Source organism: Pseudomonas fluorescens group sp. PF-1, assembly GCF_054481335.1.
The window spans coordinates 1,399,234-1,421,603 of the sequence record NZ_JBTMNG010000002.1 but is presented as its reverse complement, the minus strand read 5'-3'; the positions used below and the strand labels follow the sequence as shown (position 1 = coordinate 1,421,603).

The 22,370-nt window shown below is 54.8% G+C and carries 21 protein-coding genes, 1 tRNA gene and 1 pseudogene; 13 read left to right on the top strand and 10 right to left on the bottom strand.

All coding sequences use genetic code 11. The annotated features are described in order from the left end of the window. Nucleotides 1-771, bottom strand: coding sequence for a tRNA (cytosine(32)/uridine(32)-2'-O)-methyltransferase TrmJ (gene trmJ, locus ACX3YD_RS21155; RefSeq protein ID WP_047538063.1), 771 nt, complete (start codon nt 769-771; stop codon nt 1-3). Between the two features lie 146 nt (nt 772-917). Between trmJ and suhB the strand changes: the two genes are divergently transcribed. Beyond that, nucleotides 918-1,736, top strand: a complete 819-nt coding sequence (suhB, locus tag ACX3YD_RS21150) for a type III secretion system regulator SuhB (protein ID WP_047538060.1) — start codon at nt 918-920, stop codon at nt 1,734-1,736. Nucleotides 1,737-1,949: 213 nt separating this feature from the next. On the opposite strand, the gene ACX3YD_RS21145 is transcribed toward suhB, so the two are convergent. From ACX3YD_RS21145 to queA, 6 genes are all read right to left on the bottom strand, one after another. Further along, on the bottom strand, nt 1,950-2,501 hold the full coding sequence (locus ACX3YD_RS21145; protein ID WP_047538056.1) for a glycine zipper 2TM domain-containing protein: 552 nt from the start codon (nt 2,499-2,501) through the stop codon (nt 1,950-1,952). Nucleotides 2,502-2,621: 120 nt separating this feature from the next. After that, nucleotides 2,622-3,536 carry a protein translocase subunit SecF gene (secF, locus tag ACX3YD_RS21140; protein WP_458960914.1) on the bottom strand — a complete coding sequence of 305 codons (915 nt, stop codon included), beginning with the start codon at nt 3,534-3,536 and terminating at the stop codon, nt 2,622-2,624. A gap of 9 nt (nt 3,537-3,545) precedes the next feature. Next, entirely contained in the window at nt 3,546-5,414 is a 1,869-nt protein-coding gene (gene secD, locus ACX3YD_RS21135; protein ID WP_090467291.1) for a protein translocase subunit SecD, read from the bottom strand. Nucleotides 5,415-5,477: 63 nt separating this feature from the next. Next, a complete protein-coding gene (gene yajC / locus ACX3YD_RS21130; protein ID WP_007916913.1) occupies nt 5,478-5,816 on the bottom strand; it encodes a preprotein translocase subunit YajC in 339 nt (112 codons plus the stop codon). 43 nt (nt 5,817-5,859) lie between these two features. Beyond that, nucleotides 5,860-6,975, bottom strand: a complete 1,116-nt coding sequence (gene tgt / locus ACX3YD_RS21125; protein WP_161793961.1) for a tRNA guanosine(34) transglycosylase Tgt — start codon at nt 6,973-6,975, stop codon at nt 5,860-5,862. A 14-nt stretch (nt 6,976-6,989) separates the two neighbouring features. Continuing rightward, entirely contained in the window at nt 6,990-8,054 is a 1,065-nt protein-coding gene (gene queA / locus ACX3YD_RS21120) for a tRNA preQ1(34) S-adenosylmethionine ribosyltransferase-isomerase QueA (RefSeq protein ID WP_047538040.1), read from the bottom strand. A gap of 108 nt (nt 8,055-8,162) precedes the next feature. On the opposite strand from queA, the gene ACX3YD_RS21115 reads away from it, so the two are divergent. The 6 genes from ACX3YD_RS21115 to ACX3YD_RS21090 all read left to right on the top strand — a co-directional run bounded on the left by ACX3YD_RS21115 (nt 8,163) and on the right by ACX3YD_RS21090 (nt 13,693). Continuing rightward, nucleotides 8,163-8,247: transfer RNA gene (locus tag ACX3YD_RS21115), tRNA-Leu, on the top strand. A gap of 150 nt (nt 8,248-8,397) precedes the next feature. Further along, nucleotides 8,398-8,727 carry a hypothetical protein gene (locus ACX3YD_RS21110; RefSeq protein ID WP_458960913.1) on the top strand — a complete coding sequence of 110 codons (330 nt, stop codon included), beginning with the start codon at nt 8,398-8,400 and terminating at the stop codon, nt 8,725-8,727. A gap of 167 nt (nt 8,728-8,894) precedes the next feature. After that, nucleotides 8,895-9,908: an IS110 family RNA-guided transposase gene (locus tag ACX3YD_RS21105; RefSeq protein ID WP_458960030.1), complete on the top strand. Its 1,014-nt coding sequence runs from the start codon at nt 8,895-8,897 to the stop codon at nt 9,906-9,908. 828 nt (nt 9,909-10,736) lie between these two features. Beyond that, nucleotides 10,737-11,684, top strand: coding sequence for a reverse transcriptase domain-containing protein (locus ACX3YD_RS21100; RefSeq protein WP_458960912.1), 948 nt, complete (start codon nt 10,737-10,739; stop codon nt 11,682-11,684). Further along, on the top strand, nt 11,685-13,022 hold the full coding sequence (locus ACX3YD_RS21095; protein ID WP_458960911.1) for an AAA family ATPase: 1,338 nt from the start codon (nt 11,685-11,687) through the stop codon (nt 13,020-13,022). Nucleotides 13,023-13,144: 122 nt separating this feature from the next. Continuing rightward, nucleotides 13,145-13,693, top strand: a complete 549-nt coding sequence (locus tag ACX3YD_RS21090; protein WP_458960910.1) for an AAA family ATPase — start codon at nt 13,145-13,147, stop codon at nt 13,691-13,693. 247 nt (nt 13,694-13,940) lie between these two features. Here ACX3YD_RS21090 and ACX3YD_RS21085 read toward each other — a convergent pair. Both ACX3YD_RS21085 and ACX3YD_RS21080 read right to left on the bottom strand, forming a co-directional pair. Next, a pseudogene (locus ACX3YD_RS21085) lies at nt 13,941-14,382 on the bottom strand (DUF4411 family protein). 53 nt (nt 14,383-14,435) lie between these two features. Continuing rightward, nucleotides 14,436-15,572 (bottom strand): ImmA/IrrE family metallo-endopeptidase, encoded by a 1,137-nt coding sequence (locus ACX3YD_RS21080; RefSeq protein WP_458960909.1) that lies wholly within the window; start codon nt 15,570-15,572, stop codon nt 14,436-14,438. A 693-nt stretch (nt 15,573-16,265) separates the two neighbouring features. Between ACX3YD_RS21080 and ACX3YD_RS21075 the strand changes: the two genes are divergently transcribed. The 6 genes from ACX3YD_RS21075 to ACX3YD_RS21050 all read left to right on the top strand — a co-directional run bounded on the left by ACX3YD_RS21075 (nt 16,266) and on the right by ACX3YD_RS21050 (nt 21,431). Beyond that, nucleotides 16,266-16,577: a DUF3077 domain-containing protein gene (locus tag ACX3YD_RS21075; protein ID WP_047538032.1), complete on the top strand. Its 312-nt coding sequence runs from the start codon at nt 16,266-16,268 to the stop codon at nt 16,575-16,577. Between the two features lie 345 nt (nt 16,578-16,922). Next, nucleotides 16,923-18,185 (top strand): S-type pyocin domain-containing protein, encoded by a 1,263-nt coding sequence (locus ACX3YD_RS21070; protein ID WP_458960908.1) that lies wholly within the window; start codon nt 16,923-16,925, stop codon nt 18,183-18,185. Then, nucleotides 18,182-18,436, top strand: a complete 255-nt coding sequence (locus ACX3YD_RS21065) for a bacteriocin immunity protein (protein WP_047538029.1) — start codon at nt 18,182-18,184, stop codon at nt 18,434-18,436. Before ACX3YD_RS21070 ends, ACX3YD_RS21065 begins: the two co-directional genes overlap by 4 nt. A 223-nt stretch (nt 18,437-18,659) precedes the next feature. Beyond that, complete coding sequence (locus ACX3YD_RS21060) at nt 18,660-19,160, top strand: DUF3916 domain-containing protein (protein ID WP_090467285.1); 501 nt, start codon at nt 18,660-18,662, stop codon at nt 19,158-19,160. 159 nt (nt 19,161-19,319) lie between these two features. Further along, the gene (locus ACX3YD_RS21055) at nt 19,320-20,333 is read left to right on the top strand and encodes an IS110 family RNA-guided transposase (RefSeq protein WP_458960030.1); all 1,014 of its coding nucleotides are present in this window, start codon (nt 19,320-19,322) and stop codon (nt 20,331-20,333) included. A 489-nt stretch (nt 20,334-20,822) separates the two neighbouring features. After that, entirely contained in the window at nt 20,823-21,431 is a 609-nt protein-coding gene (locus ACX3YD_RS21050) for a LysE family translocator (RefSeq protein WP_458960907.1), read from the top strand. Between the two features lie 142 nt (nt 21,432-21,573). Here the strand turns inward: ACX3YD_RS21050 and ACX3YD_RS21045 are convergent, their stop codons facing one another. Continuing rightward, entirely contained in the window at nt 21,574-21,942 is a 369-nt protein-coding gene (locus tag ACX3YD_RS21045; protein ID WP_047538021.1) for a PH domain-containing protein, read from the bottom strand. Nucleotides 21,943-22,370 lie beyond the last annotated feature (428 nt).

The following is a 22,370-nucleotide window of genomic DNA, read 5'->3' as shown; positions in this document are numbered from 1 at the left end:
TTAATCCTTCCGTTTCAGAAGCTCGCCACGGGCCGCTTTTTGGGTTTCCGTGAGGATGCCACGCAAAATATTCATTTCCGCCCGGCTGACCGAGCTGCGTCCGTATAACCGGCGCAGGCGCGCCATCAAGTGCCGTGGCTTTTCCGGATCGAGGAACTCAATGGCCACCAGGGTTTGCTCCAGGTGCTCATAGAATCGCTCCAGCTCATCCATGGTCGCCAGCTCAGCGCTTTTGACCGATGCCACCTCTTCCTTCTCGACCTTGGTCGGCTGACCTTGAGCGGCCAGCCAGGCCATGCGCACTTCATAACTCAACACCTGCACCGCCGCCCCAAGGTTCAGCGAGCTGAACTCAGGGTCTGAGGGGATGTGCACGTGATAATGACATCGCTGCAGCTCTTCATTGGTCAGGCCGGAATCTTCACGACCGAACACCAAGGCGATCTCGGCGCCTTGCGCAGCCTCCTCAACCACTTTCGAACCGCATTCGCGAGGATCGAGCAGCGGCCATGGAATACGACGATCACGCGCACTGGTGCCCAGCACCAGATTGCAGCCGACCAAGGCATCTTCCAAAGTGGCGACGACTTGCGCTTTTTCAAGGATGTCACCGGCACCGGAGGCACGGGCGTCGGCCTCGTGATGGGGGAACAGCCGCGGTTCAACCAGCACCAGCCGCGACAGACCCATGTTCTTCATGGCACGCGCAGCCCCGCCGATATTGCCCGGATGGCTGGTATTGACCAGCACGACACGAATGTTTTGCAGCAAGGGAGGCGCTCTCGAACACTGGATTAAGGAGCGGAATCTTACAGCTCATCCTACCGTTAAGCCACGAAAGCGAACGTTGACCTTCACCTGTAGAAACTTTCTGATAGAATGCCCGGCTTTCTTTAACAACCTTAGGTGACACATCCATGCAGCCCATGCTGAATATCGCGCTGCGCGCCGCCCGCAGCGCCAGTGAATTGATCTTCCGCTCCATCGAGCGCCTGGATACCATCAAGGTCGACGAAAAAGACGCCAAGGATTACGTATCCGAGGTGGACCGCGCCGCCGAACAGAAAATCATCGACGCACTGCGCAAGGCCTACCCGAATCACTCGATCAGGGGTGAAGAAACCGGCCTGCACGCCGGCACCGGCATCGAAGGCGAAGAGTACCTGTGGATCATCGATCCGCTGGACGGCACCACCAACTTCCTGCGCGGCATTCCTCACTTCGCTGTCAGCATCGCCTGCAAATACCGTGGTCGCCTGGAACACGCCGTTGTTCTGGACCCGGTTCGCCAGGAAGAATTCACCGCCAGCCGTGGTCGCGGCGCTCAACTGAACGGTCGTCGCCTGCGTGTCAGCGGCCGCACCAGCCTGGAAGGCGCCCTGCTGGGTACCGGCTTCCCGTTCCGTGACGATCAAATGGACAACCTCGACAACTACCTGGGCATGTTCCGCGCCCTGGTGGGCCAGACCGCCGGCATCCGCCGCGCTGGTTCGGCGAGCCTGGACCTGGCCTACGTGGCAGCCGGCCGTTTCGACGCGTTCTGGGAGTCGGGCCTGTCCGAGTGGGACATGGCGGCAGGCGCCCTGCTGATTCAAGAAGCCGGCGGCCTGGTGAGCGACTTCACCGGCGGTCACGACTTCCTTGAAAAAGGCCACATCGTTGCCGGCAACACCAAATGCTTCAAGGCAGTCCTGACGGCCATCCAGCCGCACCTGCCAGCCTCGCTGAAGCGCTAAGGGCCCAGCGACAGAGAAAGCACCCTTCGGGGTGCTTTTTTTATGTCTGGAATTCACCCTCAAAGACGCCGCATTAAACCTGAACCCCCGCGTAATCGTTGACGATCATCGCGAGCAGGCTCGCTCCAACAAGGGATGTGGGACAACTCAAGAATCGCGGGCACAAAAAAGCACCCCGAAGGGTGCTTCCTTTCGAATCTGACGCCTGAGCTTTTATTGGCCCTGCTGATTCTGCGACAAGATCAACTTGCCTTCTTTATCCACAGGAATCTGGTTACCCGGATCGCGATCCATCCGCACCTTGCCTTCCTTGCCATCCAGCGAATAGCGCACGTCGTAGCCCACGACCTTGTCACTGATGTCATTCACCGTATTACAACGGGTTTGGGTTGTGGTGTAGGTGTCGCGCTCCTGCATGCCTTCCTGAACCTTGTTACCGGCGTAACCACCACCGACCGCACCTGCGACCGTGGCGATCTTCTTGCCGGTGCCGCCGCCAATCTGGTTACCCAGCAGACCACCTGCCAGAGCACCGACCACCGTACCGGCGATCTGATGCTGATCTTTCACCGGCGCTTGCCGGGTGACCGTGACGTCCTTGCACACTTCACGTGGAGTCTTGATTTGTGTCTTGACCGGCTCAACGGCTAAAACCTGCGCAAACTCAGGGCCGCTTTTTTTAACCAGGCTGTAGGTGGCCACAGCACCCCCGGCAGTCACACCGACAGCACCCAGTACCGCACCAACCAGCATCGACTTGTTCACATGAACCTCCTGACCATCACCCGCGGAACGTGTCCGCGCTTCTCCCAGCCTTGGAGCACAAAAAAAGGCGCGAGTTCAACTCGCGCCTTTCAGGGCTTGCAACCGGGAAAACGATGGCCGTTATGGACGGTCGTCGACTTCCTTCTCGGTGGCCGCCGGAGGAATCAGATCCTCGGAGTTCAGGTTCAGCCAGATCAGCACCACGTTCGCGATGTAGATCGACGAGTAGGTACCCGCCAGAACACCGATGAACAGGGCGATGGAGAAGCCGAACAGGTTATCGCCACCGAAGAACAGCAGTGCCGCGATCGCCAGCAAGGTGGAGATCGACGTCGCCATGGTCCGCAGCAGGGTTTGCGTGGTCGAGATGTTGATGTTCTCGATCAGGCTGGCCTTGCGCAGTACCCGGAAGTTCTCACGAACCCGGTCGAATACCACAATGGTGTCGTTGAGCGAGTAACCGATGATCGCCAGTACCGCCGCCAGCACCGTCAGGTCGAAGGTGATCTGGAAGAACGACAGGATACCGATGGTCACGATCACGTCGTGGATCAAGGACACGATCGCACCGACCGCAAACTTCCACTGAAAGCGGAACGCCAGGTAGATCAGGATGCCGCCCAGCGCCATCAGCATGCCGAGGCCGCCCTGGTCGCGCAGTTCTTCACCCACCTGCGGGCCGACGAACTCGACGCGCTTGACCGTTGCCGGGTTATCGCCGCCAACCTTCTGCAGCGCTTCAGCGACCTGATGACCCAGTTGCGGGTCTTCACCTGGCATACGCACCAGCAAATCAGTCGTCGCACCGAAGCTCTGCACGATGGCTTCGTGATAACCGGCGGTCACCAGTTGTTCACGTACCTTGGTGACGTCGGCCGGACGCTCGTAGGTCAGCTCGATGAGCGTACCGCCGGTGAAGTCCAGGCCCCAGTTCATGCCCTTGTGGAATACGCTGAAAATGGCCAGCGCACTGAGGAACAATGTGACGCCGAACGCAAAGTTGCGAACGCCCATGAAGTTGATTGTACGTAACATGGCAGCCCCTTAAATCCACAACTTCTTGAAGTCACGACCGCCGAAGATCAGGTTGACCATCGCGCGGGTCACCATGATGGCCGTGAACATCGAGGTAAAGATCCCGAGGGACATGGTCACTGCGAAGCCCTTGACCGGGCCGGTGCCCATGGCAAAGAGAATCCCGCCGACCAACAGTGTTGTCAGGTTGGCGTCGAGAATCGCGGTGAATGCCCGGCCGAAGCCTTCGTTGATTGCCCGTTGTACGGTCATGCCTGCGGCGATCTCTTCACGGATCCGCGAGAAGATCAGCACGTTGGCGTCGACCGCCATACCCATGGTCAAGACGATACCGGCGATACCCGGCAGGGTCAGCGTTGCACCCAGCAACGACATCAGGGCCAGCAGCAGCACCATGTTCACCGCCAGTGCGACGGTGGCGATGATGCCGAAGAAGCGGTAGATGGCGATGATAAACAGCGAGACGAACAGCATGCCCCACAGCGATGCATCGATACCCTTGGTGATGTTGTCCGCACCCAGGCTCGGGCCAATTGTGCGCTCTTCAGCGAAGTACATCGGAGCGGCCAGACCACCGGCACGCAGCAGCAGCGCCAGTTCGGACGACTCGCCCTGGCCGTTCAGGCCGGTGATGCGGAACTGGGCACCCAACGGCGACTGAATGGTCGCCAGACTGATGATCTTCTTCTCTTCTTTAAACGTTTGTACCGGTACGTCTTTCTCGACGCCGTTGACCATTTGCTTGACGTAAGTGGTCACCGGGCGCTGCTCGATGAAGATCACCGCCATGCTGCGACCCACGTTGCTGCGGGTCGCACGACTCATCAGCTCGCCACCGTGACCATCCAGACGGATGTTCACTTCTGGCGTGCCATGCTCGCCGAAGCCAGCCTTGGCGTCGGTCACCTGGTCACCGGTGATGATCAGGCCACGCTCGATCTGTGCCGGCGGACGCTTGCCTTCACGGAACTCGAAGGTTTCGGAAGTGGCTTTCGAAGCGCCAGGCTCTGCGGCCAGACGGAATTCAAGGTTGGCCGTCTTGCCAAGGATACGCTTGGCTTCGGCGGTGTCCTGCACGCCCGGCAGCTCAACCACGATGCGGTTGGCGCCCTGACGCTGGACGATCGGTTCGGCAACACCCAGCTCGTTGACGCGGTTACGGACCGTGGTCAAGTTTTGCTTGATGGAGTATTCGCGGATTTCCGCCAGCTTGGCCGGGGTCATCGCCAGACGCAGCACCGGTTGGCCATTGAGGTCGGCCGGAACAATGTCGAAATCGTTGAAGTTCTTGCGCACCAGCGCACGGGCCTGTTCGCGGCTCGCTTCATCAGAGAAGCCCAGCTGAATGGCACCGCCCAGTTGCGGCAGGCTGCGATAGCGCAGTTTCTCTTTGCGCAACAGGCTCTTGACGTCGCCTTCGTAGACTTTCAGGCGTGCATCGAGGGCTTTGTCCATGTCCACTTCCAGCAGGAAGTGCACACCACCGGACAAGTCCAGACCCAGCTTCATCGGGTGCGCGCCGAGGTTGCGCAGCCATTGCGGGGTGGTTTGCGCCAGGTTCAGTGCAACGACGTAGTCATCACCCAATGCCTTGCGCACGACATCCTTGGCAGGCAACTGGTCTTCCGCCTTGACCAGGCGAATCAGACCGCCCTTGCCATTGGCGGCCAGTGTCGCGGCCTTGACGTTGATCCCGGACTCTTTGAGCGCTGTGCTCACACGGTCCAGATCAGCCTGATTGACCTGCAGGGCAGTGCTCGCGCCGCTGATTTGAATCGCCGGGTCATCAGGATACAGATTGGGAGCGGAATAAATCAGACCGACCGCCAGCACCGCCAGGATCAGAATGTATTTCCACAGAGGGTATTTGTTCAGCATCACGCCGCCCGCTTATGACGCGGGGCGCCTTGCGCGCCCCGTCGATTGAGTAGAAGTTGGAACTTAGATCGCTTTCAGCGTGCCTTTTGGCAGCGTGGCGGCGATGGCGCCTTTCTGGAATTTCATTTCGACGGTGTCGGAAACTTCCAGAACGACGAAATCGTCGGCCACTTTAGTGATCTTGCCGGCGATGCCGCCGGTGGTCACAACTTCGTCGCCTTTCTGCAGGCTGCTCAGCAGGTTCTTCTGCTCTTTGGCGCGCTTGGCCTGCGGACGCCAGATCATCAGGTAGAAGATGACCAGGAAGCCGACCAGGAAAATCCACTCAAAACCGCCACCCATTGGGCCGGCAGCGGCCGGTGCGGCAGCGTCAGCCATGGCATTAGAGATAAAAAAGCTCATTTAGCACTCCAGTTGCAAATGTTGAATCTTGGGGTCAGAAAACTCAGTCCAAAGGCGGAACAGGTAACCCGCGTTTGGCGTAGAAGGCATCGACAAAGGCGGCCAATGTACCCTGTTGAATAGCCTCGCGCAAACCAGCCATAAGCACTTGATAATGACGCAAGTTATGGATGGTATTGAGCATGCTCCCCAGCATTTCGCCGCACTTGTCCAGGTGATGCAGATAAGCGCGGGAGAAGTTCTGGCAGGTATAGCAATCGCAGGTCGGATCGAGCGGCGAATCATCATGGCGATGGAACGCGTTTCGGATCTTCAGCACGCCAGTATCAATGAACAGATGCCCGTTGCGGGCATTACGGGTTGGCATCACGCAATCGAACATGTCCACACCGCGGCGCACACCCTCAACCAAGTCTTCCGGTTTGCCAACGCCCATAAGGTAACGAGGTTTGTCAGCCGGCATCATGCCCGGCAGATAATCCAGCACCTTGATCATTTCATGCTTGGGCTCGCCCACCGACAGACCACCAATGGCCAGGCCGTCGAAGCCGATCTTGTCCAGGCCTTCCAGGGAGCGCATGCGCAGGTCCTGGTGCATGCCGCCCTGAACGATGCCGAACAGCGCCGCCGTGTTGTCGCCATGGGCTTCTTTCGAACGCTTGGCCCAACGCAGGGACAACTCCATGGAAATGCGGGCAACGTCTTCGTCGGCCGGGTACGGCGTGCATTCGTCGAAAATCATCACGATGTCCGAGCCCAGGTCACGCTGGACCTGCATCGACTCTTCCGGGCCCATGAACACCTTGGCGCCGTCGACCGGAGAAGCGAAGGTCACGCCCTCCTCCTTGATCTTGCGCATGGCGCCCAGGCTGAACACCTGGAAACCGCCGGAGTCGGTCAGGATCGGGCCTTTCCACTGCATGAAATCGTGCAGGTCGCCGTGCTTCTTGATCACTTCCGTGCCCGGGCGCAGCCACAGGTGGAAGGTGTTGCCCAGAATGATTTCAGCGCCGATCGCCTCGATATCCCGTGGCAGCATGCCCTTGACCGTGCCGTAGGTGCCCACCGGCATGAAGGCCGGGGTCTCGACGGTACCGCGCGGGAAGGTCAAACGACCGCGACGAGCCTTGCCATCGGTGGCCAGCAGCTCGAAAGACATACGACAGGTGCGACTCATACAGTTTCCTCTGGGCCCGATTCTTTAGGGGCAGTCGGCGCAGGATTACGCGTGATGAACATCGCATCACCGTAGCTGAAAAAGCGGTACCCGTTGTCGACGGCTGCCTTGTAGGCCGCCATGGTTTCGGGATAACCGGCGAACGCCGAAACCAGCATCAACAGCGTGGATTCAGGCAAATGGAAGTTGGTGACCAGGGCGTCGACCACATGAAACGGCCGGCCCGGGTAGATAAAGATATCGGTGTCGCCACTGAACGGCTTGAGCACGCCATCGCGCGCGGCGCTTTCCAGGGAACGCACGCTGGTGGTCCCCACCGCCACCACGCGCCCACCGCGAGCCCGGCACGCGGCGACCGCATCCACCACGTCCTGGCCGACTTCCAGCCATTCGCTGTGCATGTGGTGGTCTTCGATCTTGTCGACACGCACCGGCTGGAAGGTGCCGGCGCCAACGTGCAAGGTCACGAACGCCGTCTCGACGCCCTTGGCGGCAATCGCCTCCATCAGCGGCTGATCGAAATGCAGCCCCGCCGTCGGCGCCGCCACCGCGCCCAGGCGCTGGGCGTACACCGTCTGATAACGCTCGCGGTCCGAGCCTTCATCCGGGCGATCTATATAAGGAGGCAGCGGCATGTGCCCGACGCGGTCGAGCAGCGGCAACACCTCTTCGGCAAACCCCAGCTCGAACAACGCATCGTGCCGCGCCAGCATCTCGGCCTCGCCACCGCCGTCGATCAGGATCTTCGACCCCGGCTTGGGCGACTTGCTGGAGCGCACATGGGCCAGCACGCGATGACTGTCCAGCACCCGCTCCACCAGGATTTCCAGCTTGCCGCCGGAAGCCTTCTGGCCAAACAGCCGCGCCGGAATCACCCGGGTATTGTTGAACACCATCAAGTCGCCGGGGCGCAAATGCTCCAGCAAATCAGTGAATTGACGGTGTGCCAAGGCGCCGCTGACCCCATCCAGGGTCAACAGGCGACTATTGCGACGCTCGGCCAAAGGATGGCGGGCAATCAGCGAATCAGGGAGCTCGAAGGTAAAGTCAGCAACGCGCATGATGGGGTGTCGTCTAGCAGGGCCGGGAAGTCTAGCGGAAATATCAAAAATTCTCCATGTACCTGATTGACCGACGGTTATCACCTCTCTATACTTCGCCGCCATTGAGCCCTGATGGCGGAATTGGTAGACGCGGCGGATTCAAAATCCGTTTTCGAAAGGAGTGGGAGTTCGAGTCTCCCTCGGGGCACCAACATTAAGAAAGGTCTTGCTTAGCAAGGCCTTTTTTTTCGCCCGCAGAAAAGCCCCCGACACCCCACCTCTCCGTAGGAGCTGGCTTGCCAGCGAAGCTTCTAAATTTCTAGCATCCTCGGTCGGCACGACCCCTCTCAAGGATTCCCCCATGGAACAGCACCTGGAAACCGTCGCCCTCTTCTCCCTCAAACTGGCTTACGAATCGGAAGATTCAAGCCCGATTCTGCGTGACGACCTGGTCATGGGTGATTACCAGCGGGATGTGTTTGAGTTGCTGGTGCGGCGGGGGGATGTTGAGGCGATTCAGGCGAAGGTGGATGAGTGTGTGGGGTTGGCGCTGGAGGCGGTTGGGGGTGTGGATAAGCCGTTGGGGCGGGAGTTGGGGAGGTTGGCGGCTGATTTTTCCAGCGTTCAGACGATCACGCAGCTTGATGCCCCGCTCATCGCGCTAAAGGATTACCTGAAAGTCATCCAATGATTGACGCCGTGCGACCTAAAAAGCGGGAACGCCCGTAGCCGGGCCGAAGTTGGTCGTCATGTTCATCCAATAATAAATCTGAGAATCATCTGGCCGGCCTCCCCATCTCACGGAGGTGGCGCAAAATTCAAGGTGCGAACTTAGACTTTTGCTGTGAGGAGGCCGTGATGAAATTCTGTGGCATAGACCTGCATTCGAACAACAGCGTTGTTGTGGTTACCGACGAAACGGACCGAGTTTTGATCAGCCGACGCTGCCCCAATGAGCTGACGCAAATCCTCCCGTTACTCGAACCACATCGTAGAGAATTGCTCGGCGTCGTGGTCGAGTCTACGTACAACTGGTATTGGCTGGTCGACGGCCTGAAGGCGGCAGGCTTCGAGGTAAAACTGGCCAACCCGGTGGCGATGCAACGCTACAACGGTTTAAAGCATTCCGACGATAAGGATGATGCAGCGTTCCTGGCGCATTTACTGAGGCTGGGGATATTGCCCACTGGCTATATCCATCCGCCACAAGAGCGAGCGCTGCGCGATCTGGCACGTAAACGGATTCAATTGGTACGCAACAGGACACAGCACATTCTGGCCGCTGAAAACATCATGGCGCGTCAGTCTGGCCACCGCCTGACCTGTAATGAAGTCAAAAGCCTGTCAGCCACCTCCGTGGACAGGCTGGGCCTGTCCACGGAGGTGGCTTTGGCGATGAAAGCCAATGTCGCCATTGTCCAGGCATTACAGACTCAAATTGATGTTCTCGAGGAGCGATTGCTGCATGAAGTCAGCCTGCGCCCCGAGTTCTGTTTATTGAAAACAATGCCTGGAGTTGGCGAAGTCTTGGCCACGGTCATCATGTTGGAAACCGGCGATATCGAGCGCTTTGCCGATGTCGGCAACTTCGCCTCTTATGCCCGCTGCGTAAAGAGTGCGCATTACTCCAACGGCAAGAAAAAGGGCGAAGGTAACACCAAGAACGGGAACGCTTACTTGATCTGGGCCTTTATCGAAGCGGCCAATTTTGCGCGACGCTTCAGTGCGGACGCCAAACGCTTTTTTGAGAAAAAGAAAGCCAAGACCAACGCCGTGGTCGCTACCAAAGCACTGGCGCACAAACTGGCGCGGGCGAGTTACCACATTTTGAAGGAGAAACAGCCTTTTGATGCCAAGCGCTGTTTCGCCTGAAGGGCGAGTTAAGGTGATGGCCGATCAACCAAAAAGGGACTGGCGTAAGCCATAAAATCTGAGTGGCGGCCGGCTGTCACCGCCTGAGTGTGTTGTAACCGGGTCGTCTGCCAAATGAGCCCGTCGAGACTGGACGTGCTTTTGCACGAGCCACAGATCTGTGACATCTTTTTGGACATTTGGCGGCACCAACGTTTCTCTGGGGCAGTTGACTGCCAGGGCGGTGCTGGGTGTATCGCTACCGCTTGATCCACATGGGTGTCAGGCACGACTCGGTCGTAGCCAGCGATGAGGAAACGGATACGACGGGTTCAACCAGTCGGGTTTAGTGATAGGAGAAAACCCCGCAGCAAGAGCTGCAGGGCAAGTTGGCTTTTAGCCTTGACTCGAGACCGGCTAATGGGCGTCCCCTTTCCACTCTTTTCCGCTCTGGTCGTCGCTGTAGCTCTAATGCTCTAGTTCCACGCATATCTGATGCCGAATCGTAGACGACTTCAAAGCCGAGATTCGTCGCAGGTTGCAAGCTCGACCTGAATTCAGCCGGGCGAGCAGATCCTGCACAGGGACCAGCTGCTTGTTTTTTCTCACCACACCATCTAGGATTGCCGCATGTCAGCGATTTGGGGTATCCCCGGTCGTAAGCTGACCTCTACAGGACTTGATCCATGTTACATTTGTGTACCTTCCCAGATTGCAGGGAAGGCTACACAAACTGTAAATCCTGCTCCTACGAACACCTTCTACAATCCCTCCTTTTTATAGCCCCAGCCTCCTAAGCATGGTATAGGTGATCGTTCACCTTACATTTAGCGAAGGAAGTTTCTACCTGTGGCCAAGCAAAAATTAGAAAGCGTTTTCGAAGCCATGTATCACGGGAAATTTGACTTCAAAGACTTCATTTCTGGGCCAACATCCGAACTTTATAAAACTATAAAATTTAAAAATCGCACCGTATATGATGCCGACAAGAAACTTAAGGCTTACCACAAGTTTCTAAATCTATTTTTATTTGAATTTTTAGAGCTTAACACTCGTGTCGTTTACTCCTATCGAAAAGGAGTAAACGTCATCGATGCTGTAAAAAAACATGCTTCCAGCCGACATTTTTTTCAGACAGATCTCAAGAATTTTTTCGGCAGTATTGATCTGGATATGATCAGAGCGGCGATCCAAGAGAACACTGAAAACTTTCCAGTATCAGATGTAAACGAAAACATTGAACGCATACTGGAATTAGTCAGTGTCAGCGGTGTGCTTCCTCCTGGGTTTGCAACCTCACCACTAATAAGCAACGCATGCCTTTATCATTTCGACAATCAAGTGGAAAAATTCTGCCTCAACTCAGGCCTCATATATACAAGATACTCAGACGATATAATCATTTCGGGATCGACAAATAAGCTATATGGACTTGATGCCCACATTGAGTCCATGCTAAAAGAGTCATTTGGTGAAAAAGTTCTGATCAATGGGAGCAAGAGCAAATACACGTCTATTGGTGGAAAGATAAAAATACTTGGAGTGGTCATACTGCCAGGCGGCGGCATCACCATAGACACAAAGCTCAAGTCAAAAATTGAGGTACTTCTTCACTACTTTACGTCAGACCGTCAAAAGTTTAACGTCATGTTAGATGACAAAGACGTCAATGGCCTACTTAAGGTTTCAGGCTATTTAAACTACATCAACACCACCGACCCAGCATACCTTAACAAACTGAGGACCAAATACGGCGCCACAGTAGTGGATATGTTCATGCGCGGCTCGGTGAAATAAATGCTTCTAGCGATAGATATTGAGCAGATCCAACACATTAAATCGATGAAACTATCCATTGATCTAAATGATAACAAGCTGACATGCTTAGTTGGAAAAAACGGGGTTGGAAAAACGACTTTAATCAAAGCCCTCCAAAATCTCCAATTTGCAGACACGTTCACTCAAACATCTCCTGCCAGCATATTCTCAGCGCGCAGCACTATAAATTACTCTGTGGATGCGACACAGTACCAGTTTGGCTACGACGCTAAATTGCGAAGCTTAAACTCCAAAACGATTATCCCAGACGAGATAAAGAAAAACATCGATGTCGAGCTCCCAATGCCGTTCGGTAAGCGTTTCAACTTCTGGGATACCATAGTCAGAGCCGATCTGGATATACGCAGCGCTATCGTTCTGAACCGGTACGAAAAACCCCTTGAACTCATTGAGATGTTGAACGATATTTATTCAACAACAAAGTTCAACAACTTAATCCAAGTAACGGTTAAAAAAATAGACTACTACTGCATCCTACTTGAGGATAGCCGATACATTAGAGAGGACTACTTGAGCTCTGGCGAGTTCTTTTTAATCAGCTTATACCGCAAAGTAAAAAACTACCGCAAGCTTATCGTCATCGATGAAATCGATATCTCTCTGGACGCAGCTGCCCAGACTAAATTAGCGACGACACTTCGGGCATTCTGCCAAAAATACGCTGTCAATATTCTCTTTACCACTCACTCCTTACCGTTAATGAAAACGTTGAATCCAGGTGAGTTATTTCACATGGAGGAGATAAATGGGATTATATCGCCTTCGCCAGCCTCCTATAATTACATAAAAAGTATACTTTTTGGCTTTAAAGGATGGGACAGATACATCCTTACCGAAGATGATGTCCTGCAAAAATTCTTAGAATTCATTATAGACAAATTCCGCTCTGAAATATTTTTCAAATATAAAACTATCTATATAGGCGGAGGACCGAACGTAGTCGATTTACTAAAACGAAATGCCTCGGAAGAATTTTTTGGAATTGAAAATAATGTCATCGCAGTGCTGGATGGTGATCAATCAGAACTTCGCTACGCTAGAAAGTCTCCCAACACTTTCTGCATTCCGTTGAAAAGCGTTGAAAAAGCCATTTATACGGACTATCAGGACGGAGTTAACAGACTAACTGATATTACAGGAGTCGTTGATGCGGTCGACGCTAAGGACCTGTATAAAAAACTGATAAAAAATTCGATAATGTCCGAGCTTGATATCTTCAATTATTTATATACCGACGACAAAATCGATTTCGCTCCGATTACTGAAAAGTTAAAAGTGTTCTTGCTGAACACTTGATGTAGGCCAGTCTAAAAAGTGTGGGCTTTAGCGATGCAGGGTGAGCCGAACGGGCGGGCATCAGTGGGGCACTGTTAATTTATCGGAGATGACAAACTCGTTTTAGAACGGCTGAAAGCGAAATGACAAAAGAAACGGCACGTTACATCTTGATCACAGGCGCGGCAGGCACCGGCACCACGACCTTGGCGGATGCTTTAGCAAAAGAACTAAGTACAACTCACCTGGAAGCCGATGATTTTTTGTGGTTACCGAGTAACCCGCCATATCAGCATCTGGCAGACAAAACCCAGCGAGGGGAGCGCTTGCTACAAAAAATGCGCTCTCATGGCCGTGCCGTGGTTGCCGGATCAGTAGTAGGCTGGGGTCAACCGCTTGAGAATGAATTTGACCTTGTTGTGTTCCTTTATCTTCCTGTTGAACTCAGGTTAGAGAGACTAAAACGTCGAGAGATAAAACGCTTTGGTCAAGCAAAGCCAGAGTTTATGGCTTGGGCAGCTCAGTATGATGAAGGAAGCGTCCCTGGTCGGAGCTTGACCAGGCATCAGGAATGGATGTCTGTGCTTACTTGTACTGTCTTAAAGCTTGAGGGGGACATGTCTGTTACAGATCGGGTACGGCAAATATTGGATGCAGTCGATGGGCTCAACCACACACCGTCGGTCATGTGAATGTGTGTTTGCTATACGCTTACGGCCTCACGCTGTGAAAGCAGGCTTGGTTGCGATGGCCGGGGCATTCAGCGGGACGCGTGCATACCTTACGTTTTTCGCGAGCAGGCTCGCTCCTACAGGGGGTTGTGTGGTGGCTGGCATTTAGGCTTGGCCCTGATGCTCCGCTCATCTCGCTCAAGGATTATCTGAAAGACTTCCAATAGATGATGGCGGACGGACCACTTAATTGAGCGCGTAACTGAATTCAAGCAGGCAACACAAACCTAGCCTCAAGCCTATGCAACAACTCAAACGTATTCAAAAAAGGAACATCAAGTTCCTGACAAATATTAGGAATGATGAATTTTCGTTTAGCGTCGCGGTTCAGTACTTCATGGGTAACGACCGTAGCCCCTGACGTCATGGCTTTCGCAATTAACCAAGGGTCAGCGCCCGCTAGAAACTCTTCCATTGCGCCTGTTTTCATCTTGGACGCTTGATCAGCCACGAGCCCCGCGACCTGCGCGAATGCCAGTTGCGTATCCTGATCGGTGGTGGAGTGAAAAAAAATCAGCGTTGTCCTTCGCCCAACCAGCCAGATCGTCATGGCCTTTTGTTAACTCATCCATTACCGGTGCAATGCTGGATAACGCCAATGCTTTATTTTTCAGCAATAACCATTGCCAGAATCCAGGGCAGATAGCCATGCCGTAGTAACGGTTCTTCGCTTCGATCAGTGTGTTTGCATCGAGTAAATGATTCATTCCGTAAGCTTGCTGGCGAGAGTCCTTAATTTGGCAGGTTGCACGCCGAGCAAGTGCCCCGCCTCGCGCAGCAGCATCCGGCCACTCATTGCTTCTGTCAGCACGGCCTTGCTTAGGCGAGGGCTGTTTTTTGCGGTGGTGTTACGATAATAGTCACCCGCTCCACCTTTTTCATCCTGGAAAGCCTTGAGGATCATTCGATAGTAAGCGCTGTAATGAGCCTGGCTTATATATCCAAGATCCAGTGCGCGGCGTCCGATGGCTAACTTGCTGATGTGAAACCGTGTGGCCAGCGGAGCCAGGTTGGCTTCCCAGTGAATATCAGGGTTCCACAGGGCACGGAATTGGGCTTCGGGAGCTAGAAACTCACCTGCAACGGCATTGCAGAAACGTTCATCGTCCCGACCATTGGCGGTATTTCCGTCAGACACTCCACTGCTTCCAATCCAGATATGGGCCAGTTCGTGAAGTAAGGTGAACAGCCTCGCGGTGGGAGCGTCGGAGCTGTTGATAAATACAACAGGGGCGTAGGCATTGCTGATGGCAAAACCGCGAAATTCGCTCACTTCCAGTTTGCGATGAGTATTCCCTAGCGCAATGCCACTGCGCATAACCAGAATGCCCACCGCTTCAGCAGCGTCGATCAAGGCGCGGCTGTATTTGTCGTAATCCAATCGAGCCATGTCAGGGTTCACGCCGAGGGTTCGGCGGATGTCGTCCACCACCTCTGCGACTTGAGATCGACTATTGAAGCGACCGACAAAAGCCAGGGGCTGATGCTCCTGGTGTTGCAGATATTCCAGATACCAATCCTGCTTGCGTATGGCATCCCTCACGGTGTCCAGCAGTTCCAGACTGGGATGTTGAGGCGCAATCCCGCCGACGGTCCGTAGATCCGGTAAAGGCAGTTGTTCGACGGGAGGCTGCTGTAGAAACAGGAATCCGAAAGGAATGTGCGCGACACTCGCCCACTTTTGAGCCTGAAGGAATGTTGGTTTGGTCTCGCCAGCCTCCCATGCCTGTACGCGATCAGGTTTCACTGGCAGCTTTTTAGCGACCTGCTCAGTGGACAGACCTGCGCGTTCCCGAGACCAGGTGAGCAGGCTTGGATTGACGAAGGCGGCTTGGCTCATAGGGTCGCAGGCAAATCAGACGTGACCGGCGACCGTTCGAGGGCATGCTTGGCGGATGCATTCGATTGACGCTGGTTGCAGCTATCTGGCATTGCCTTTCTCCTTGGCTTTTTGAGGTCTGGTGGCAGCGACTACAGGTTAGTCGATAAGCAGAGCTGCAACGGTAGGAGCGCGCGATTATGGGGTAAATCCGCAACGACCCGAAGCGCAAATATGTAACCCGCAGACAGGTGGCATAGCCCTTTTTCCAGAGCGCCGCCTCGCCTTCATCACGCGGATATCCCAACGACGGACCCCATCATCAACCAGCGCTCTCGAAGGTTGCAGCAAAACGATCTGCACGATAACCTCCCCACCGTCGCTGCCAATTCAGCGACCGGGTGTGGTAACCCGAGTTATTCAAGGCGCAACAGCGCCCCCATCACGTCTGCCGGCGCTTTTTTTATGCCTGCGGCGTGAGTTATGGCGGCTGTGCGTGGGACGCCCTCGGGCGTGCCGGTTTCCTTGATACCCGGTTTACCACCCTGCGCACAGCTGTCACCCATTCGTGTGGTAACGAACGTGGCAGCTCCTCATATCAAGGAGTTGGATAATGAGCAGTATCAATCCGTTTGAAATTTGGCTTTCCCCCCTACTCAACCCCCAGTCACATAACCCCCTCCCCCATTGCCTTTTCCTCCTCGGAGGTGGCCAATGACCCACCAAACCGAACTCAAAACCATCGGCCTGACACCCGCCATCTACTGCGCGGATCAAGCGCTGTTCCACGTCACTCGCGGCGTTCCTCTTGGCGATGCGTTGTCCATGGCCTCCGATTTTCTGTTCCTGGCCAAAACCCTCACCGAAGATGCTGCCTACGCCACAGACACCGACCGTCACGCCTGGGCGGCGCATTATCTGACTTCGATGAGCAAGGCGTTGGTGGATGATGCGGTGAAGGTGCTGACGCGGGATCGGGCTTGTGCGGCGGTATCCAAGCGGGCGGGGGCCAAGGCTGACGCTTAGTGGTTGAGACCTGCGGGGGTGGGCGGTTTGTGAGGGTGGTGGCTGATTCAGCATTTCAGTTGGCTGGGCTGGCGCTATTGCGAGCAGGCTCGCTCCCACAGGGGTTCGTTTGATGGCTGGTACTCAGGCTTGGCCTTGAGGCTTTTCGGGTTTTTTTGTATTCGGCTCAGGGAATGGCTTTCGATTAATGGCGCAATGGATCAATGCCTCTGCACGCAGGGTTTAATGCCTGTGGATAGGTGTGCTTCAGCGAGTCTGAAACTTCATGTTACCGAGCCAAATTGACCGGAAAGCGTGCGGATCGACAATCTCCCGTCTCGACACGATGTCGCACGGAGATTTGTCATGGACAAGGACACACCAGAAAAAAACCCTTTCGACGATATCTGGCGTCGAAAACGTCCGATCGGTGGCGCCTCATGGGCCGCCTGGAATCCGCCCCCCGAGCCAGAGCGGGTCTATATCGCCAAGGATGAATGGCCGCTCCCCAAGGAGCGGACCGATCTGGTTTTTGCCAAATCCTGCGTCTCTGAAAACTGGTGCAGCACTCAAGTCGGCACCTCCACTGTCCCCGCCTCAGACTTCGGAAAAGTCATGCTGGCTGGGGCCATGCTTGTCCCCTCGGCTGCTGAGGCGACCAGCCTCGCTCTAGGCTTTGACGCTGTGCTGGGGCGGATTGCCGGTGGCGGCATCCTGCAACAGGGCTTCACCTGGGCCATACGCGGGGTTACAGGTCCTGCTGGAGTGTTCGTACTGGGCATGCTCCCGAGCAAGATGGCCGACGGAACGCTCTACACCGACAGGCAACTGCGCAGCATGACCCGCGCTCCCACCCGCGTGCGGTTTCAGTTCCGCCGTGATGCCGAGGGCGTGTTGCAGGTTTACGGCATCCATACCGGCCCAACAGGGGACGACTCGGTACGTACGGTACAGGCCAAGTGGAATGCCACCAGGACCGCAATAGAAGCCGAGCTGAACGGCGCCACCATCCTGTGGACGCCTAGAGAACGATCAGGCATTCCGGCGATGGTCCACCCTGACGCCAGCAACAGCCAAGGCACCCTGCTCGTACACCCGATCTCGCAAGGAACAGACTCTCAGATCGAGGGCTATCCGGCGGGGGACGACATAGAAACCGATGACTGCATTCTGGTCTTTCCAGCAGACTCTGGACTGAGTTCGTTGTATTTGGTGTTTTCGCGGCCCGCACGACTCAATTCCGGCACCGTTACAGGACAAGGCGAGGACGTTACGGGTATCTGGCTTGCTGGGGCAGGCACAGCGCTAGGCTCGCCAATTCCGACGCAGATTGCCGATAAGCTCCGAGGCCGTGAGTTCTCAAACTTCGATAAATTCAGGGAGGCGTTTTGGGTGGCAGTAGCGAATACCCCCGAGCTCTCGGAGCAGTTCATACCGGGGAATGTCGAACGGATGCGCAATGGCTTATCGCCAAAGGTTCGCAAACTGGATAGAGCAGGAGAGCGGACATCTTTTGAATTGCACCATGTTATCCATGTCGCCAATGGGGGCGCTCTTTATGATGTGGACAACTTGCGTGTGAACACGCCTAAAAACCACATTGAAAACCACAGGGTAAAGCAGCCATGAAAAGAACCATTTCTGACTTCACAGAAGTCGAGTTCATTACGTTCATAAATACTGTGCTCGCAGCCAACACAAGCCCAGATGAAATTCTTGATCCGTTGCTATTTGAATTCGAGCGCCTTAGTGAACACCCTGCCGGGTCTGATCTCATTTATTGGCCGGAAGATATGAGCAAAACCCCGACAGCCGAAAGTATCACCGAAACTGTAAAAAAGTGGCGCGAAGCTAACGGGTTGCCTGGTTTCAAGCAGTAGCTTCTGGGATGCCACATGCTCTGGTGCGGTTGAAATGTACGATCCCCAGCGGAAACATCCTGTGGGGGTTAAATCCAGAGACGCGGAAAAGAGGGCGGATATTTTTTCGTTAGGCCGATGCTTGGCAGGTTTTTTGGTTGGAATACAAAACTGACCTGCACACTTTTCCATAGCACCAACAGACAACAACGAAAGACTCTTTCGGCATCACAAGGACGTATCAATGCGGCAAATCGCCCTCAGCAACAAGCCACTCAGAGGCGTTCACCGCCGCCTTCGCGCGCTGGAACACTGGGCCTGCAGTTTTCGCGACCAATTTCACCCGCGATCCGTGCACATGGAGCGCTACACACATTGGAAGATTCCTGTGCACGAGGCCCTCGTCCAAGGCCCTCAAGCCAGGATCGAAGTTCAGGCCTTCTGCATTCAGCAACTGCTCGAAGCTGCTAGCCATCTCTCCAACGCCGCTGACCGCTCAAAGGGTTATTACCGGGTCGCGTGCCTGCTGGTGTGGCCATGGGTTCATCAGAGTGAGATCACCCTCTTCTATGACCGGGACTACTATCTGGGTTTTCTCGGTGAAACCAACTCGCTCAAGCCCGAGCGGATCAGTCATGCTCTTGCGTTGCGCACGCCAGCGCATTTCATCGAGCACGGGCATGACGTAACTCAATCTGAAGATGAGGTCGCAATACAGTGGTGGTGTATCGGCGAACCGGCCTGACGGCTTAGGCGAGCAGGAATCGTATGAAAAAAGGGACAGGTTCATTCTCGGAATCGATCCAACAATAAATCTGAGAATCATCTGGCCGGCCTCCCCATCTCACGGAGGTGGCGCAAAATTCAAGGTGCGAACTTAGACTTTTGCTGTGAGGAGGCCGTGATGAAATTCTGTGGCATAGACCTGCATTCGAACAACAGCGTTGTTGTGGTTACCGACGAAACGGACCGAGTTTTGATCAGCCGACGCTGCCCCAATGAGCTGACGCAAATCCTCCCGTTACTCGAACCACATCGTAGAGAATTGCTCGGCGTCGTGGTCGAGTCTACGTACAACTGGTATTGGCTGGTCGACGGCCTGAAGGCGGCAGGCTTCGAGGTAAAACTGGCCAACCCGGTGGCGATGCAACGCTACAACGGTTTAAAGCATTCCGACGATAAGGATGATGCAGCGTTCCTGGCGCATTTACTGAGGCTGGGGATATTGCCCACTGGCTATATCCATCCGCCACAAGAGCGAGCGCTGCGCGATCTGGCACGTAAACGGATTCAATTGGTACGCAACAGGACACAGCACATTCTGGCCGCTGAAAACATCATGGCGCGTCAGTCTGGCCACCGCCTGACCTGTAATGAAGTCAAAAGCCTGTCAGCCACCTCCGTGGACAGGCTGGGCCTGTCCACGGAGGTGGCTTTGGCGATGAAAGCCAATGTCGCCATTGTCCAGGCATTACAGACTCAAATTGATGTTCTCGAGGAGCGATTGCTGCATGAAGTCAGCCTGCGCCCCGAGTTCTGTTTATTGAAAACAATGCCTGGAGTTGGCGAAGTCTTGGCCACGGTCATCATGTTGGAAACCGGCGATATCGAGCGCTTTGCCGATGTCGGCAACTTCGCCTCTTATGCCCGCTGCGTAAAGAGTGCGCATTACTCCAACGGCAAGAAAAAGGGCGAAGGTAACACCAAGAACGGGAACGCTTACTTGATCTGGGCCTTTATCGAAGCGGCCAATTTTGCGCGACGCTTCAGTGCGGACGCCAAACGCTTTTTTGAGAAAAAGAAAGCCAAGACCAACGCCGTGGTCGCTACCAAAGCACTGGCGCACAAACTGGCGCGGGCGAGTTACCACATTTTGAAGGAGAAACAGCCTTTTGATGCCAAGCGCTGTTTCGCCTGAAGGGCGAGTTAAGGTGATGGCCGATCAACCAAAAAGGGACTGGCGTAAGCCATAAAATCTGAGTGGCGGCCGGCTGTCACCGCCTGAGTGTGTTGTAACCGGGTCGTCTGCCAAATGAGCCCGTCGAGACTGGACGTGCTTTTGCACGAACCACAGATCTGTGACATCTTTTTGGACATTTGGCGGCACCAACGTTTCTCTGGGGCAGTTGACTGCCAGGGCGGTGCTGGGTGTATCGCTACCGCTTGATCCACATGGGTGTCAGGCACGACTCGGTCGTAGCCAGCGATGAGGAAACGGATACGACGGGTTCAACCAGTCGGGTTTAGTGATAGGAGAAAACCCCGCAGCAAGAGCTGCAGGGCAAGTTGGCTTTTAGCCTTGACTCGAGACCGGCTAATGGGTGTCCTCTTTTTGCAGATTTGTTGCGCGAGTACATCCTTTGGGCTACTCAGTGTCTTCGGAATACCCTATTTAATGGAGTGGTTCATGGCTAATTACGGACTGTTTATCATTCTGGCAACCTTGACCGTGCTTAGCCCCGGCCCTGGGGTGGTGTTGACGATTTCCAACTCCCTGCGTCATGGCTGGACTGGCTCGCTGCCCGGTATCTTTGGTATCGCGTTGGGTGCTTTTGTCGTCGCGGGTATTTCCGCCAGTAGCGTCGGGGTGATCCTGGCCACGTCGGCCACTGCGTTCACCTTTCTCAAGTACGTGGGTGCAGCGTACTTGTTGTATCTGGGGATCAAGATGTGGCGTGCCACGAGTTTTATCCCCGAACTCAAAGTCACCTCCTCGCGTCCGTGGCGTCGTTTTTCCGAGGCGTTGTCGATTCAGTTGCTGAATCCCAAGGCCGGTTTCTTCTTTCTCGCGGTATTCCCTCAGTTCATCCAATCGGAGGGTAACTACTACAGCCAGTTCTTCTTGCTGGTGTCGTCCTATAGCTTGCTCGTCCTACTGGTTCATACCGGATATGCCCTCATGGCCAACAGTGCAAGAAGCTGGCTCACCACGAACAGTGGCGCCCGGATTGTCGGCAAACTGTCGGGCACTACCTTTTTTTGCTTTGGCGTGCTGATGGCCTCTGCCAGCAAATAAACTGACTTGGATGATTTCGAAAAAGGGGCACAGATTAATTTTCAAGGTGATTCCCTTTTTGATTCTTTTTGATTAGCCCCGAGTTTTCGGGGCTTTTTATTGGGCGGGATTTGGCTGGGCGGGGATTCGGCAGACCGTCAGGTCAAAGCAGATGCTGAGAAATCAGTTTCGAAATTTCCACCATCGAAGTCCTGCCGGTGAATTCGAACTTCACCTTTCCCAGCGACGAGAAGTAGATCTCCAGTTCGGAGTCCAGGTCGAACGTGCCCGAGGTTTCCACCGAGTACGCCACGATGTTTTTATACGGCAACGAGGTGAAGTCTTTTTTGCTGCCGGTGATGCCTTGGACGTTGACCGAGATGATGCGTTTGTTGGTAAACACCACGCCGTCGCGCATGGATTTGTAGGCATCGATAACGTGTTCGCCGTCGATCAACAGGGCTGAAACGCGTTCGGCGTATTCGTCGTTTTGCTTGAGTTTGAAGAATCCCTTGTTGTTGAAGTCAATCATCTGTCTTTCCCTGTTTATCCAATGAACGGCTTGTGCATGACTTCATACCGTATCTCGATCGATAGTGCAGGGCCAACCCCCACACCACCGCTTTCCCCGCAATGGCTCAACCCATCTGCTCCGCAGAATTGCCCACGGTTCTGATGCTTCTTCTCACCTGCAATGGTTGCTATACATCCCCCTCGACAAGCCCTCCGGGCATCAGGCCAGTGAGTGAACGCCCCTGGCGGCACTCATCTAGACTGAATGGAGAGTCGTAGGCAGAACCGAGCACGTCGCTTTGGTGCAGTTCGATCAATAGCGGCGTGGCAAGCTGCCCTTTATGCCCGATAGAGGCGCGGCGAAGACTGCGTCGGGCGCAACAAGATGCCCATTGAGGGTGCCCTGGCCAACGGCCTGACAATGCCACGATACCGTGACGTGGTGTG

Bases quoted from the DNA above. Each gene is read 5' to 3' on its own strand.
- suhB (WP_047538060.1), top strand. From the start codon at position 918: ATGCAGCCCATGCTGAATATCGCGCTGCGCGCCGCCCGCAGCGCCAGT.
- secF (WP_458960914.1), bottom strand. From the start codon at position 3,536: ATGTTACGTACAATCAACTTCATGGGCGTTCGCAACTTTGCGTTCGGC.
- secD (WP_090467291.1), bottom strand. From the start codon at position 5,414: ATGCTGAACAAATACCCTCTGTGGAAATACATTCTGATCCTGGCGGTG.
- yajC (WP_007916913.1), bottom strand. From the start codon at position 5,816: ATGAGCTTTTTTATCTCTAATGCCATGGCTGACGCTGCCGCACCGGCC.
- tgt (WP_161793961.1), bottom strand. From the start codon at position 6,975: ATGTCTTTCGAGCTGCTGGCCACCGATGGCAAGGCTCGTCGCGGTCGT.
- queA (WP_047538040.1), bottom strand. From the start codon at position 8,054: ATGCGCGTTGCTGACTTTACCTTCGAGCTCCCTGATTCGCTGATTGCC.
- ACX3YD_RS21110 (WP_458960913.1), top strand. From the start codon at position 8,398: ATGGAACAGCACCTGGAAACCGTCGCCCTCTTCTCCCTCAAACTGGCT.
- ACX3YD_RS21105 (WP_458960030.1), top strand. From the start codon at position 8,895: ATGAAATTCTGTGGCATAGACCTGCATTCGAACAACAGCGTTGTTGTG.
- ACX3YD_RS21095 (WP_458960911.1), top strand. From the start codon at position 11,685: ATGCTTCTAGCGATAGATATTGAGCAGATCCAACACATTAAATCGATG.
- ACX3YD_RS21090 (WP_458960910.1), top strand. From the start codon at position 13,145: ATGACAAAAGAAACGGCACGTTACATCTTGATCACAGGCGCGGCAGGC.
- ACX3YD_RS21080 (WP_458960909.1), bottom strand. From the start codon at position 15,572: ATGAGCCAAGCCGCCTTCGTCAATCCAAGCCTGCTCACCTGGTCTCGG.
- ACX3YD_RS21075 (WP_047538032.1), top strand. From the start codon at position 16,266: ATGACCCACCAAACCGAACTCAAAACCATCGGCCTGACACCCGCCATC.
- ACX3YD_RS21070 (WP_458960908.1), top strand. From the start codon at position 16,923: ATGGACAAGGACACACCAGAAAAAAACCCTTTCGACGATATCTGGCGT.
- ACX3YD_RS21065 (WP_047538029.1), top strand. From the start codon at position 18,182: ATGAAAAGAACCATTTCTGACTTCACAGAAGTCGAGTTCATTACGTTC.
- ACX3YD_RS21060 (WP_090467285.1), top strand. From the start codon at position 18,660: ATGCGGCAAATCGCCCTCAGCAACAAGCCACTCAGAGGCGTTCACCGC.
- ACX3YD_RS21055 (WP_458960030.1), top strand. From the start codon at position 19,320: ATGAAATTCTGTGGCATAGACCTGCATTCGAACAACAGCGTTGTTGTG.
- ACX3YD_RS21050 (WP_458960907.1), top strand. From the start codon at position 20,823: ATGGCTAATTACGGACTGTTTATCATTCTGGCAACCTTGACCGTGCTT.
- ACX3YD_RS21045 (WP_047538021.1), bottom strand. From the start codon at position 21,942: ATGATTGACTTCAACAACAAGGGATTCTTCAAACTCAAGCAAAACGAC.